Here is a 13,816-nt window from a genome sequence, read left to right on the forward strand (position 1 = left end):
ATGAGCCTGGCGCGGCGCCTGATTGCGGCCGGTTTCAGCGATCTCGACAAGGGGGAGCGGTTCCTCGCGGCGCGTGAGCTGGACGGGCTTGACCAGGATGCCCTCTTTGCCGGGCTGCAGCTCGCGGCGAACCCAGACACGGCGCTGCAGTCCCTGGTCCGGCTGATCGAGAAGCACCCGGCGCTGCGCACGCTCGCCGTCGCGGACCCGGAGACTTCCGAACCGCTGTACCGGGTCCTGGGCGCCTCCGAGGCGCTGGGTGAATTCCTCATCCGCCACCCGGAACACCTCGACGCCTTCGACGTCCGGGCCAGCCCGGAACCGCTGGCGGCGGACGCCGTGGCCCTGCGCGCCCGGCTGCTGCAGTCGGTGCGGGCGGACCCGTTGTCCGCCCGGCCCGTGGCCGGGCTGAGCGGGCAGGAAGCGTACGCGGCGCTGCGGACCGCCTACCGGCGCGGTCTCGTGGAACTCGCCATCAAGGACCTGTGTGCTGCCGATCCGCTGGACTTCATGCCGGCTGCGGGTGCGGAACTGGCGGATCTGGCCGGCGCCGCCCTCGAGGCGGCCCTTGCCGTGTCCCGGGCCGAGGCGGCGGAGAAGTTCGACGCCGCGGAGGTGGCCGACGTCGGTCTCGCCGTGATCGGCATGGGCAAGTGCGGCGCCCGTGAACTGAACTACATCTCCGACGTCGACGTCATCTACGTGATCGATTCCGGCTCGCTGGAGGACGCCACGGCCACCACGATCGGCACGGCACTTGCCTCCGGAATCTCGCGGGCGATCATGTCCACCTGCCGGGAGCCCGGGCTGTGGGAAGTGGATGCGAACCTGCGTCCCGAGGGCAAGTCCGGTCCACTGGTCCGGACCCTGGCCTCGCATGAGAGCTACTATGCGCGCTGGGCCGAGAGCTGGGAATTCCAGGCCCTCCTGAAGGCCCGGGCGATTGCCGGCGACACGGATCTGGGCGCCCGCTACGAGGCCGCCGTGACACCCCTGATTTGGTCCTCGGCCGGCCGGGAGGGCTTTGTCGAATCCGTCCGCGCCATGCGCCGCCGCGTCACCGAGCACATCCCCGCTGATGAGGAACAGCGCCAGATCAAGCTGGGCCGCGGCGGACTGCGCGATGTCGAATTCACCGTCCAGCTGCTCCAGCTCGTTCACGGCAAGTCCGACGAAGCGCTGCGCTGCCGCGACACCACCTCGGCCATCGCGGCGCTGTCAGCCGGCGGCTACATCGGCCGCTCGGATGCCGCCGAATTCGACCGCGACTACCGGTACCTGCGGCTCCTCGAACACCGGATCCAGCTCTTCCAGCTGCGCAGGACCCACCTCATGCCGGAGACGGAAGCGTCACTGCGCTCCCTCGCGAAGGCCGTCCTGGGCCCGTTCTCCACCGAACGGCCCAAGCCGGACGCCCTCATGGCCGCCTGGCGGAAGACCAAGCGCTCCGTCCGGGAACTCCACGAACGCATTTTCTACCGCCCGCTTCTAAACACAGTCGCCACGCTGAGCAGCGAAGAGGCGCGCCTCACCCCGGAAGCCGCCCAGGGCCGTCTGGCCGCGCTGGGCTACCTCGACCCGCCCGGCGCCATGCGGCACATCGAGGCCCTGACCGCCGGCGTGAGCCGCCGCGCCGCACTCCAGCGCCAGCTCCTGCCCATCCTGCTGGACTGGCTCGCCGACGGTGTTGACCCCGACGCCGGGCTGCTCGCGTTCCGGCGCGTCAGCGAGGCGCTCGGCACGACGCACTGGTACCTGGGCATGCTCCGGGATTCGACGGCGGCGGCCGAGCGGCTCTGCCATGTGCTCGCCAACTCCCGGCTGATCGCAGACCTGCTGGAAGTCTCACCGGAATCAGTGGCGTGGCTGGGTGCGGACAAGGAACTGGTGCCTGTGCCGTTCGAAGCGCAATGGCTGGAGATCACCTCGAAGATGTCCCGGCACGCGGACCCGGAGAGCGCCATGCGGCTGATCCGGCTGATCCGGCGCCGGGAAATCCTCCGGATCGCCATTGCGGACAGCGCCGGCCTGCTGGACCAGGACCAGGTGGGCGGTGCCCTCGCCGATACCGACCAGGCGGCCGTCCTGGGGGCGCTGCGCGTAGCTGAGACGATGATCGCGGCGGAGCAACCGTTGAAGACACACGTGCTCGTCGTGGCCATGGGACGCCAGGGTGGCCGCGAGATCGGCTACGGCTCGGATGCCGACGTCATCTACGTTCACCGCGGCCTCCCGGGCGTCCCCGACGAAGAAGCGCAGGCCCAGGCCGCGCAGATTGTCGGCAAGCTCTCAAGCCTGCTCACCCAGCCGCTCAAGCCTGCCATTCTGGCCGAACGTGTGCTCTCCATGGACGCGGACCTGCGCCCCGAGGGCAAGAACGGGCCCATGGTGCGGTCCCTGGAGTCCTTTGCCGAGTACTACCGCCGGTGGTCGCTGGTCTGGGAGGCCCAGGCGCTGCTCCGGGCGCGGCCGCTGGCCGGCGACGATGCGCTGGCGGCGGACTTCATGGCCCTGATAAATCCGATCCGGTACCCGGAGTCCCTGTCCCAGCAGGACATCCGGGAGGTCCGGCGGATCAAGGCCAGGGTCGAGGCCGAACGCCTGCCGCGCGGCGCTGACCCCGCCCGGCACCTGAAGCTTGGCCGCGGTGGCCTGAGCGATGTCGAATGGCTGGCCCAGCTGCTCCAGCTGCGCCACGCCGGCGAACATCCCGAGCTGCGGACCACTTCCACGGTGGAAGCCCTCGACGCGGCGGCGGCCCTCGGCCTTCTGGATGAGGGCGACGTTGAGACCCTGCTCCGGGCCTGGCGGTTGGCGAGCCGGATCCGTTCGGCCAACGTCATTTGGACCGGACGGTCCTCGGACCTGCTGCCGTCCTCCCGCCGCGACCTTGAGGCCGTGGCGCGCTGGTGCGGCTACGGGCAGGGCAACGCCGCGGCGCTCGAAGAGGATTACCTGCGCCTGAGCCGGCGCGCCCGGTCCGTGTTTGAGCGGGTCTTCTACGGCCAGTGACGCCTCGTGCAGGCCGGTGCTGCGCACCGCTGCTTGGAGACCGGTGCTGGAGACCGGGTGCTGACACGCCGGCGGGAGGGTGCTACCTTGGGCCGATGGCCCGGCAACTGTTTGTGAACCTCCCTGTGCGGAACCTTGATGCGACGGTCGAGTTCTTTACCGCGCTGGGATTCTCCTTCAACCCTGCCTTCACTGATGAGAACGCCACCTGCATGATCGTCAACGACGGCGCCTACGTGATGCTGCTCGTCGAGTCCTATTTCCAGACCTTCACGTCCAGATCCGTTGCCACCGCGGCGGACACCGCCGAGGTCATCATGTCCTTCTCCCTGGAGAGCCGCGAGGCCGTGGACGAGGCCATCCGGACCGCGCTGAAGTCCGGGGGCAGGGCCTCCGAGGAGGCCCAGGACTACGGGTTCATGTACACGCACAGTTTCCAGGATCCCGACGGCCACCTTTGGGAAGTCTTCTGGATGGACCCGGCCGGGCCCCCGAAGGACGCCGCGCTCTAGCCTCGGCTCCCGCGCCGGCGAACGCCGCCGGTGTGGGTAGGCTGTCTACATGCCTGATCATGTGTGGCTGCTGTCCCTGAAGAACGTCGACGACGACGCCCGGGCGGTCAAGCTGGGAGAGATCGCGCTGCTGGAGCTTGGCGACGGCCAACGCAAGTTCGTTGGCGAGCCGCTGCGGATGATGCTGGTGGCGCTTGAAGAGGAATCCCGGTACCCGTTCGCGGTGGACACCAACGGTGCCGCCGTCGGCGTTCTCACACTCCAAAGCGGCGCGGCGACCCTGGCCGGCTGGCCCGACGACGACTCCGTCTGGCTGCTGCGGGGTTTCCTGATCGACCGCCGGCAGCAGGGCAAGGGCCTCGGCACCCTCGCAGCGGACGCTGCCGTGCGGGAGGCTGCCAAACTGACCGCGGACCTGGGCGGCGGGCAGGCCGGCGTCGTCCTCTCCGTCAACGAGCTGAGCCCCGGCGCTCTGGCCGCTTACCGCAAGGCCAGATTCGAGGACCGCGGCCGCTACGAAGGCGGCGACGCCGGCCCGCAGCGCATCATGTACCGCGCGTTCTGACCGGAAGCGCATCTTGACTGGGACGCCGGGTGCGTCAGTATTGGGTCATGATCTCCTCCTCGAAAGGTGCATGATGAGCCACGCGCAGAGTCAGGTAGAACCGGTCATCCAGGAACTCCGCATCCCTGCCGGGATTGCAGGTCCGGTTGAGGTGACGATGGACGTACGTTGTTTCCTTGTTCACCACGCGGCAGGGGTGCTGTTGATCGACGCGGGTCCACGTGGAAGCGGCGAGGCGATTGAGGCGGGACTGGACCGGGTCGGCGCAGGCTGGGATGACATCACCGACGTCGTCCTCACTCATTGGCATCCAGACCATGTTGACGGCCTCGCCGAAGTCGTGGCACGAAGCCCGCAGGCTGAGTTCTGGGCCGGGGCGGCGGACGCACCGGAGATCCGTTCCGCCGTGCCGCTGCGCCCGCTCGTCGAAGGTGACAGGGTCCGTAACCTTCGGGTCGTGCAGACCCCTGGCCATACGGCAGGACACATCAGTCTGTTGCACGACGGCGGAATGCTGTTCGTGGGGGACTCCGTGGTGACAGTCGGAGGTGTCATGAGACGGGCGCCGGAGCAGTTTACGGCCGACTCCGTGGCGGCAGAGGAGTCACTTCTGAAACTGAGCTTGCTGGAACCGGACCGGATGCTCTTTTCCCACGGGCCCGAGATCGCCGACCCCGCTGGGGAGTTACGCAGGCTCCTCGCCGCCGTCAACGATGGTTGACGGCGGCATGTAACGTCAACTAATGTTGACGCCAGGAGGTGCGGCATGCAGACATTGATTGGCTCCCTGGACGGCAAGGGCCCGGCCGAGGCGCTCTACGCCGTGGCGGAGCTTCATAAAGAACTGGCGCGCACGGAAACCGAGGTGGTGCTCCGTGCCCGGCAGGCCGGACTCTCCTGGGAGGCGATCGCTCTGTGCCTGGGTGTCAGCAAGCAGGCGGTGCACAAGAAGTACGGAAAGCGCTGAGGCTCACAAAAAAGTCCGCCCGGGCTGCCTTGAGGCAGTCCGGGCGGACTCTTCAGTTCGGGGCCGTATTAGGCCGCGGAACTAGACGCCGTAGTAGAGCTCGAACTCGTACGGGTTCGGGCGCAGCGAGAGCGGGCGGATCTCGTTCTCGTACTTGTACTCGATCCAGGTGTCGATCAGGTCCTGGGTGAAGACGCCGCCGGCCTGCAGGAACTCGTTGTCCTCGGCCAGTGCTTCCAGGGCTTCCTCGAGGGTGCCCGGAGCCTTGGGGATGTCCTTGGCTTCCTCGGCGGGGAGCTCGTAGAGGTCCTTATCGATCGGAGCCGGGGGTTCGATGCGGTTGCGGATGCCGTCGATGCCGGCCATCAGCTGGGCGGCGAACGCCAGGTACGGGTTGGAGGAGGGGTCCGGCGCGCGGAACTCGATGCGCTTGGCCTTCGGGTTGGAACCCGTGATCGGGATGCGGATACCGGCGGAGCGGTTGCCCTGCGAGTAAACCATGTTCACCGGAGCTTCGAAGCCCTTGACCAAGCGGCGGTAAGAGTTCACCGTCGGGTTGGTGAAGGCCAGCACTGCGGAGGAGTGCTTCAGCAGGCCGCCGATGTACCAGCGGGCGGTGTCGGACAGGCCGGCGTAGCCCTTCTCGTCGTAGAAGAGCGGCTCGCCACCGTTCCACAGCGACTGGTGGCAGTGCATGCCCGAGCCGTTGTCGCCGAAGACCGGCTTCGGCATGAACGTCACAGACTTGCCCCAGGCGTCGGCGGTGTTCTTGATGACGTACTTGAACTTCTGCAGGTCATCGGCAGCGTGGGTCAGGGTGGTGAACTTGTAGTTGATTTCAGCCTGGCCGGCGGAGCCGACTTCGTGGTGGCTGCGCTCAACCTCAAGGCCGGCCTCGTCCAGGGCAACACACATGGCGTCGCGGAGGTCGGCCTGCTTGTCGGTGGGGGAGACCGGGAAGTAACCGCCCTTGACCGGGGTCTTGTAGCCGAGGTTTCCGCCCTCTTCTTCGCGGCCGGTGTTCCAGTGCGCTTCTTCCGAATCGATCTTGTAGAAGCTGCCCTGCGGGGAGGACTGGTACTGGACGTTGTCGAAGACGAAGAACTCGGCCTCCGGAGCGAAGAACGCGGTGTCGGCGATGCCGGTGGACGCGAGGTAAGCCTCGGCCTTCTCGGCTACGCCGCGGGGGTCGCGGTGGTAGGGATCGCCCGTGCGGGGGTTCACGATCGAGAAGTTCAGCGCGAGGGTCTTCTCCATGCGGAACGTGTCAAGGAATGCCGTGGTCACGTCCGGGATGAGCTGCATGTCAGACTCGGCGATGCCCTGGAAGCCGCGAATCGAAGACCCGTCGAAGAGCTGCCCGTTGACGAAGAAGTCCGCATCAACGCTCTTGGCGGGCACGTTGAAGTGCTGCTGAACGCCAGGAAGATCGGTGAAGCGGATATCGACGAATTTGATGTCTTCGTCCTTGATGAACTTGAGGACTTCGTCCGCAGTCTTGAACATCTATGCTCCTTACGCATATGAAAGATGTGGCCGTCAGGCACATTGGTCCAGCGCAGTCCAACGGCGGGGAGGCAAAAAGCTTCCCCGCTCCGCAGTCGCTTGCAACTGTTACCACCCTAAGGACATGGGATTTCCCAGCAGTGTCCGTGTTGTTTCGGGGAGGTTACAGAACCGGGGGCGGTGACCGAATAACCTGACAGCCCAACGCTAGCCGCCGGTCCACACTGTGGCCTATCTGGTTCCACAGTGTGACACAGCGGTGCCCGCACTGTGGACAGGCGGGAACGGATAAGCTTGGACGGTGGTAGATCGCAAAGACATCGGTTCATGGCTCACCGGACCGGACACCTCCGGCATCTCCAAGTATCCGGGCGAGCGGCTGGGACTGCCCGAAGCCGGGCCGGGATCGATCGCCCGCGCCGGGCGCCGCATCCTCGCGATCTGCATCGACTGGGCGATTGCGCTGTTGATCAGCAATTTCGCCTTCGGCGGCAATTCCTGGGGCACCCTGGCCGTTTTCGCCGTCGAGCAGATCCTGCTGGTGGGCACGCTGGGCTACAGCATCGGGCACCGGATCGTGGGGATCCACGTGCTGCGCCTGGGCGGCGGCCCGGCCGGCCCGCTCGCGGCCCTGGTCCGAACCTTGCTGCTGTGCCTCGTCGTCCCTGCCGTCGTCTTCGACCCGGACCAGCGCGGACTTCACGACAAAGCCATGAATACTGTGCTCGTCCGCATGTAGCGGGATGCTGTACGTCATTTCGGGACGTCATCCCCGGACGCCATTCATCGGGAACGACGCCCGTTTGGCGCCGGTCAACCGCCGCTTGGGAACCAGTCAGCGCCTGGCTGCCGGCCCGTTGGCAGCGCTTTCCAGATTCCCGGCAGTTTGTTCGCCGTTCCGTTCCCCGTCTAGCAGGCCCGTTGCTTCGGTCGTAACGCCGCCTCTGCTCCTGGTTTCTGCGCCGGGGACGGTGAGGTGGCCGCGGTGCCCGGCCCACCGCTCAAACCAGACCGTCGCGAAGGGGAACACGGCGGAGATTCCGGAGAGTAGGGCGACCCGGAACGGCCAGCGCAGCATCGCCCACAGGCTCAACGCCGCGATGGCGTAGCCGATGAAGAACGCCCCGTGGATCGGCCCAGCAATCTGCACGCCGAGTTCGGTGGTCCGTGTAACCCACTTGAGCGCCATGCCTGCCAGCAGCGCAGCCCAGCTGAACGCTTCGGCGATCGCCAGAGCCCGGAAAATGCGGATCACGGCGGCGGACGATGGAAATTTCATGTGGGTCTCCTGGTTAGTGGCAAAGAAAAAGCCCCGGCTGGCGGCCGAAGGTGGCCGTGAACCGGGGCGAGTTCTCTATTGCTGGAGCGAAGTCCTGGCGGCGGGCTAGCGCCCGCGGGCAGCCTTGCGGTCCGGGCGGGCCTTGTACGGGTCGATGCCCTTGGGAATGGGCAGGCGACCGCCGAGCGACGAAATGCGCTTGGACACGGCACTGACCTCGGTCTTCGTCAGTTCGCCCTTGAGCTTGTTCATCTTCTTAGCGATCTGGCTGAGCGGCACCTGGCCCTCGCCGCGGCCGCTCTCGATCACGTGAATGGTGACGTTGGGCAGGATGCGCGCCAGCCGCTTGCGTTCGGCGTCGACCAGCGGCTTGACCCGGTTGCCGGGGCCTTCGCTGACAAGCACGACGCCGGGACGGCCGATGGCGCGGAACACGGCGTCCTGCGTGCGGGGGTTGACGGCGACGGGCTGGTCCTCGGTGATCCAGCCGCGCTTCAGCGTGCCCAGTGCAGCACCGGAGGCGCCCGGCTGGCCCTCGATCTGTGCGAATGCGGCGCGCTCGGCGCGGCGGGACAGGATCAGGGTGGCGGCGATGGCGCCCAGCGCGATGCCGATGATCAGGCCGGTAACCCAGTTGTCGAGCAGGAAACCGACGAGGAGGCTGACGGCCACAACGCCCAGGAAAGCCAGCAGCATGAGCCACTGAACCATGGGATCGTGGCGGCGGGTCATCTGGAAGACCTCGCCAATCTGCTTCAGCCGGCTTGGCTTCTTGGCCTTTGCTTCCTTGGGCTTGCGGGAGAAAAGACCGCGCTTCGAAGCATCGGAAGCCGGGCTGGAGTTGCTGGAATCAGGGGAGTTCGCCATAGTGCCTTAATTCTACGTGATCGACGGCTAGGGGCCGGACCCGGAAAACTCCGGTGCCGGCCCCTGGACGGAAGGGTTGTTACAACAGGGTTCAGGAATGCGCCGCGAGCAGTGAGCTGGCTTCCTGGCGGGTGCTGCCTGAGCTTTCGATGTGCGCCAGCTCGGCGGGGATTTCCCAGCCCTTCTTGCGCATCGCGGTGGCCCAGAGGCGGCCGGCGCGGTAGGAGGAACGCACCAGGGGCCCGCTCATGACGCCCAGGAATCCGATCTCGTCGGCTTCCTGCTGCAGGTCCACGAATTCCTGCGGCTTGACCCAGCGGTCCACCGGGAGGTGCCGTTCGGACGGGCGCAGGTACTGGGTGATCGTGATGAGGTCGCAGCCGGCCGCGTGCAGGTCCCGGAGCGCCTCCGAGATCTCCTCGCGGGTTTCGCCCATGCCCAGGATCAGGTTGGACTTGGTCACCATGCCGAGCTTGCGTCCCTGGGTGATGACGTCCAGGGAGCGCTCGTAGCGGAACGCCGGGCGGATCCGCTTGAAGATCCGGGGCACGGTTTCCACGTTGTGGGCGAAGACCTCGGGCTTGGAGTCGCAGATCGCCGCGATGTGCTCGGGCTTGCCCGAGAAGTCGGGAATCAGCAGCTCGACGCCGGTGCCCGGGTTCAGTTCGTGGATCTTGCGGACCGTCTCGGCGTAGAGCCAGACGCCCTCGTCGGCGAGGTCGTCGCGGGCCACTCCGGTGACGGTGGCGTAGCGCAGCTGCATGGACTGGACAGACCGGGCCACCTTCGTGGGCTCGAACATGTCCACCGGGGAGGGCTTGCCGGTGTCAATCTGGCAGAAGTCGCAGCGGCGCGTGCATTCCGAACCGCCGATGAGGAACGTGGCTTCTTTGTCTTCCCAGCATTCGAAGATGTTGGGGCAGCCGGCCTCTTCACAGACGGTGTGAAGGCCTTCCTTTTTGACCAGGTTCTTGAGCTGGACAAACTCGGGGCCCATCTGGACCTTGGCCTTGATCCATTCAGGCTTACGTTCCACCGGTGTGGCCGCGTTCCGCTGCTCGATGCGCAGCATCTTCCGGCCTTCTGGTGCCAGGGTCACAGTAGAGCTCCTTCTGGGGTTGCAACTAGGGCTTCTTCATTGTTGCGCAGTTCTTCGGTGATCCGCGACACGAGGTCAGCCGGGGTGACGTCCCTGCCGATCTCCTGGGCGATCGTGGTGACGCCGGCGTCAGTGATGCCGCAGGCGATGATCTGGGCGTAGGGGGCGAGATCGTTGTTGCAGTTGATGGCGAAGCCGTGCATGGTCACGCCCTCGTTCACGCGGATGCCGATGGCCGCGATCTTGCGGTCCGGACCCTTCTCGTCCTGCTCGATCCATACGCCCGCGCGGCCCCGGATGCGTACGGCTTCGATGCCATAGTCCGCCAGGACAGCGATGATTACGGCTTCCAGACGCTCCACGTAGTCGCGGATGCCGGCCTTGTTCTTCAGCTTGATGATGGGGTAACCCACCAGCTGGCCTGGACCGTGCCAGGTGAGCTTGCCGCCGCGGTCGACGGCGACCACGGGTGTTCCGTCAAAGGGGCGTTCGTGGTCTTCGGTGCGTTTACCGGCAGTGTAAACGGGGGAGTGTTCGAGCAACAGTACGGTGCTGGGAGCGGTGCCCGCGAGGACTTTTTCGTGCAGTTCGCGCTGGATGTCCCAGCCGCGTGTGTAGTCGATGAAGTCCGGCGCAAGACCCAGCTGTTTGAACTCAAGAGTCATGGCTTCAAGCTTAGACCCCGCCCGCCGTCCTTCCCGATTGTGTGCTTAAGCTCTCATGCCTGTGGATAACTTCTGCAGCGTTCCGCAGGATCGGCTATTCCTAGGGGATGGGAGATTACCTGCAGGCCGGTGGCCCGGACCCGGTGGTTGATGACCCGGCCCCGGTGGTTGACGGTTACGACGTCGGCCGCTGCCTGGGCCGTGGCGGCAGCGCCTCGGTCTGGCTCGTGACCGAACAGTCCACCCGCCGCGACTTCGCGCTCAAATGCTTCGAGAGGGGCGGCGCCACGCCGGCGGACGGTACCCCGCCGGGAGGCACGGAAGCGGACGCCGAAGCGGCTTTGCGGCGCGAGGTCCGGATCCTGTCCGCCCTGGAACACGATCATCTGATCCGCGCGCACGCGGTGGTCCGTCTGCAGCGGCGCGCCGGTGGCGGTAGCGACGACGGCGGCCTTGGGGTGGCGTTGGACTATGCGCCCGGCGGCTCGCTGGCGTCGCTCGTCGCGGCCCGCGGGCAGTTGGGCCCGGGAGAAACGGTGACAGTCTTGACCCCGATTGCCCAGGCTCTGGCGTACCTGCACAACCAGGGGTTCACCCACGGCGACCTGGCACCCGGCAACGTTCTATTCACCGCCTCCGGCAAACCCTTGCTGGCTGATCTCGGTGTTGCACGGATGGTTGCGGACCCCTCCTCGCTGGCGGCGGCCGGCACCGGAGGTTTCCAGGATCCGGTCCCGGCAGACGTGCTGCGCGCCGGGCTTCAACCGGAACGGGACATTTACTCCCTCGCTGCGCTGGGCTGGTACTGCCTGACCGGCCGGGCTCCAGAACCAGGAGCGGAACGTCCGCCCCTGCGGCTGCTGGCCCCGGAGGTTCCGGCCGCGTTGGCCGCCGCCCTCGAAGCAGGGTTGAGCGGCGAGCGCCAGCGTCCGGCGGCGGCAGAGTTTGCCGCGCTGGTCTATCGGAGTGCCCAGGCGGAACCGGTGGACCTGTCCGTCTCCGTACATCCCACAGTCCTTCCTGAGTTGCTCACCCGGCGGACCGTGCAGACCGGTCAGCGCCCGGGCCGAGCCAGGCGTCTCTGGCGGGCGGCCGGACTGCACCGCCGATCTCGAAAAACCGGGAACGGAACGGCCGGAAACCGGAAGGCCGGAACCCGAAAAGCGTCCGCACGACGTAGCCCCCGGCCGACTCTCGCGGCTGTTCTGCTGGGTGTGGTCCTGCTGGCTGGCGGCGGACTCGTATCCGGCTCCGTCCTGTTTCCGGGCCAGAGCGCGCACCGCAGTACGGATCAAGGTGTGAACGGAGAAACAGAACCTGCCATCGCCGACGTCGCACCGGCCGGCCCCCCAGGTGAGCCGGAAGCCGAGACGCCTTTGGCCGCCGCCGAGGACGCGGCAGGCGCTGTACGTCCGGATCTGGATGCGCTGCTGGCCTCGGCGGACCCTGCGGAGGCCGTTCGCGGTCTCGCCCGCCTCCGCTCGCTGGCGCTCAGTTCCGGAGACTTCAGCCTGCTCGACGCAGTCAACGCCCCGGCGTCGGCCGCCGCGGCTGCGGACGGGCTGATCAGGACGCAGCTCAGCGGGGCCGGCCATGTCCTGACCGGGTTCTCGACGTCCTTGACCCGGATCGAGGCCACGCCGGACAGCAGCCCGGCCCGTGCCGTGGTGGCCATTACCGCGGTGTCCTCCGGGTACCAGGTGCTCGATGCGCACGGGAAGGTGGTGGAGGAGGTTGCCCCTGCTGCCGCCCAGCAGCTTCAGCTTGTCCTGGTGCCGGTCGACGGGCGCTGGCGGATCCAGGACGTTCTGCCTCCGAAACCCGTTGCAGGCTAGGGTTCCGCAGTCCGGGGCCCGGTGGTAACCTCCGTGCGAGGCCGCTGCTTGTGAGGGCCCGAGGACGGGAGATGCGCCATGTCGACCACAGTTCCGAAGAAGCAGATGACCATAATGCAAGCGGCCTTCATCGGTGTGGGCTCGATGGTGGGCGCTGGTATCTTCGCGCTGCTGGGGGCCGCCGGCGCGGTCGCCGGCTCTGCCGTGTGGGTGTCCTTCCTCGTCGCCGGTGCCATCGCCGGCCTTCAGGGTTACTCGTTTGCGAAGCTCGGCGCCACCTACCCCTCGGCCGGCGGCATGCTCGCCTATTTGGCCAGAGGATTCGGAGAGGGGCACGTCACGGGCATCGTTTCGTGGCTGTTCTATGTGACCGGCGCGATCGTCGCGGCCATGGTGGCGTCGTCCTTCGGCGGTTATGCTAGCGCGGTCCTGACCGGCCGCGACCCAGGCTGGGCCAAGGCGTTCGCGGTCGCCCTCATCGCGGTCATGACAGTCCTGAATGCGATCGGCTCCACAGCGGTCACCAAAGTCCAGTCGCTCATCGTGAAAGTGGTGCTTGCCATCCTGTCCCTCTTCGCGGTCGTCACGATCGCGAACTGGAATCCCTCGCTCCTGGACCCCTCCGGCTACCCCGGCGTCCGCGAGATCATCGCCAGCGTGGCGTTGACGTTCTTCGCTTTTCTCGGGTTCGGCGTCATCACCTTCACCGCGAAGGATCTGCCTGACCCGTCGGCCCAACTGCCCCGCGCCATGTACCTGGCACTCGCGATCGCCACCGCGGTGTACGTCGCCGTCTCGCTGGGAGTCTTCGGCACCCTCACCGCCGAGAAGGTCGTCGAATATGGCCCCACGGCGCTCGCCGAGGCCGCCAAGCCCACGCTGGGCCAGCTCGGCTACGTGCTGATGGTCATCACCGCACTGTTCTCCACGTCCGGGGCCGTGAACGCCAGCCTCTATCCGTCGGTGGGGATGACCCGGCATCTGGCCTCGGTGGGGCAGTTTCCGCCGGTGTTCGGCCGGTCCGTGGGCCGCCGGCAGGTGCCGGTCGGATTGCTGGTGATGGCCGGTCTTGCAGCAGTCATGGTGCTGACCTTCAACCTGAACAGCATCGCGTCGCTCGGAAGCGCCGTGGCCCTGCTCGTTTTCTCCACAGTCACCCTGGCCCATTTCAAGGTGTACCGGGAGACCGGCGCCAAGCTTTTCGTGCTCATCATCGCCCTGATCGCCACTCTGGGAACGTTCGTCGTGTTCTGCACCACCACGCTCGTCAACGAACCAGCTACGGCCGCCGCGCTGGTGCTCATCCTCGCACTGGCCGTCATTGTCGATTTGCTCTGGAAACGCGCCCTGAGCCGCCGAATTTAGCATCCTGGGCACCTCGGGAATAGAGGAGATAGAACCTATTCCCGGCGAATTAAGGGGTCCATGCTAAAAGCACCGAGCACTCTGTGCGATAGGGGGCAGTGGGAATGTTGACATCGTCGTCTCCTCGCCCCAGACGGTCGAACA

At 66.7% G+C, this 13,816-nt stretch carries 13 protein-coding genes; 8 read left to right on the forward strand and 5 right to left on the reverse strand.

What is annotated here, in order from left to right; translation table 11 throughout:
• The 5 genes from ACFVVK_RS13440 (at position 1) to ACFVVK_RS13460 (ending at position 5,056) form a co-directional block, all read left to right on the forward strand.
• On the forward strand, positions 1–3,012 hold the full coding sequence (locus tag ACFVVK_RS13440; protein ID WP_390267536.1) for a bifunctional [glutamine synthetase] adenylyltransferase/[glutamine synthetase]-adenylyl-L-tyrosine phosphorylase: 3,012 nt from the start codon (positions 1–3) through the stop codon (positions 3,010–3,012).
• Between the two features lie 95 nt (positions 3,013–3,107).
• Positions 3,108–3,524: a VOC family protein gene (locus ACFVVK_RS13445; protein ID WP_390267539.1), complete on the forward strand. Its 417-nt coding sequence runs from the start codon at positions 3,108–3,110 to the stop codon at positions 3,522–3,524.
• 49 nt (positions 3,525–3,573) lie between these two features.
• Complete coding sequence (locus tag ACFVVK_RS13450) at positions 3,574–4,089, forward strand: GNAT family N-acetyltransferase (RefSeq protein WP_390267541.1); 516 nt, start codon at positions 3,574–3,576, stop codon at positions 4,087–4,089.
• 73 nt (positions 4,090–4,162) lie between these two features.
• Positions 4,163–4,810, forward strand: coding sequence for an MBL fold metallo-hydrolase (locus ACFVVK_RS13455; protein ID WP_390267544.1), 648 nt, complete (start codon positions 4,163–4,165; stop codon positions 4,808–4,810).
• Between the two features lie 45 nt (positions 4,811–4,855).
• Positions 4,856–5,056, forward strand: coding sequence for an AsnC family protein (locus ACFVVK_RS13460; protein WP_390267547.1), 201 nt, complete (start codon positions 4,856–4,858; stop codon positions 5,054–5,056).
• Between the two features lie 81 nt (positions 5,057–5,137).
• On the opposite strand, the gene glnA is transcribed toward ACFVVK_RS13460, so the two are convergent.
• The gene (gene glnA, locus ACFVVK_RS13465; protein WP_090956596.1) at positions 5,138–6,562 is read right to left on the reverse strand and encodes a type I glutamate--ammonia ligase; all 1,425 of its coding nucleotides are present in this window, start codon (positions 6,560–6,562) and stop codon (positions 5,138–5,140) included.
• 301 nt (positions 6,563–6,863) lie between these two features.
• On the opposite strand from glnA, the gene ACFVVK_RS13470 reads away from it, so the two are divergent.
• Positions 6,864–7,301: an RDD family protein gene (locus tag ACFVVK_RS13470; RefSeq protein WP_390267550.1), complete on the forward strand. Its 438-nt coding sequence runs from the start codon at positions 6,864–6,866 to the stop codon at positions 7,299–7,301.
• Positions 7,302–7,397: 96 nt separating this feature from the next.
• Here ACFVVK_RS13470 and ACFVVK_RS13475 read toward each other — a convergent pair whose 3' ends face one another.
• The 4 genes from ACFVVK_RS13475 to lipB form a co-directional block, all read right to left on the reverse strand.
• Positions 7,398–7,841, reverse strand: coding sequence for a DUF3817 domain-containing protein (locus ACFVVK_RS13475; protein WP_390267553.1), 444 nt, complete (start codon positions 7,839–7,841; stop codon positions 7,398–7,400).
• Positions 7,842–7,946: 105 nt separating this feature from the next.
• Positions 7,947–8,708, reverse strand: coding sequence for a DUF4191 domain-containing protein (locus tag ACFVVK_RS13480; protein WP_390267556.1), 762 nt, complete (start codon positions 8,706–8,708; stop codon positions 7,947–7,949).
• A gap of 91 nt (positions 8,709–8,799) precedes the next feature.
• A complete protein-coding gene (gene lipA / locus ACFVVK_RS13485) occupies positions 8,800–9,807 on the reverse strand; it encodes a lipoyl synthase (RefSeq protein ID WP_390267559.1) in 1,008 nt (335 codons plus the stop codon).
• Positions 9,804–10,472, reverse strand: a complete 669-nt coding sequence (lipB, locus tag ACFVVK_RS13490; protein ID WP_390267562.1) for a lipoyl(octanoyl) transferase LipB — start codon at positions 10,470–10,472, stop codon at positions 9,804–9,806. The genes lipA and lipB overlap by 4 nt, the downstream gene beginning before the upstream one ends.
• 107 nt (positions 10,473–10,579) lie before the next feature.
• Between lipB and ACFVVK_RS13495 the strand changes: the two genes are divergently transcribed.
• Both ACFVVK_RS13495 and ACFVVK_RS13500 read left to right on the forward strand, forming a co-directional pair.
• Complete coding sequence (locus ACFVVK_RS13495) at positions 10,580–12,307, forward strand: serine/threonine protein kinase (RefSeq protein ID WP_390267565.1); 1,728 nt, start codon at positions 10,580–10,582, stop codon at positions 12,305–12,307.
• A gap of 78 nt (positions 12,308–12,385) precedes the next feature.
• The gene (locus ACFVVK_RS13500; protein ID WP_390267568.1) at positions 12,386–13,672 is read left to right on the forward strand and encodes an APC family permease; all 1,287 of its coding nucleotides are present in this window, start codon (positions 12,386–12,388) and stop codon (positions 13,670–13,672) included.
• The last annotated feature ends 144 nt before the right edge of the window (positions 13,673–13,816 follow it).

Origin of the sequence: Arthrobacter sp. NPDC058192 (assembly GCF_042883665.1) — a bacterium.
Taxonomy (GTDB): Bacteria; Actinomycetota; Actinomycetes; order Actinomycetales; family Micrococcaceae; genus Arthrobacter.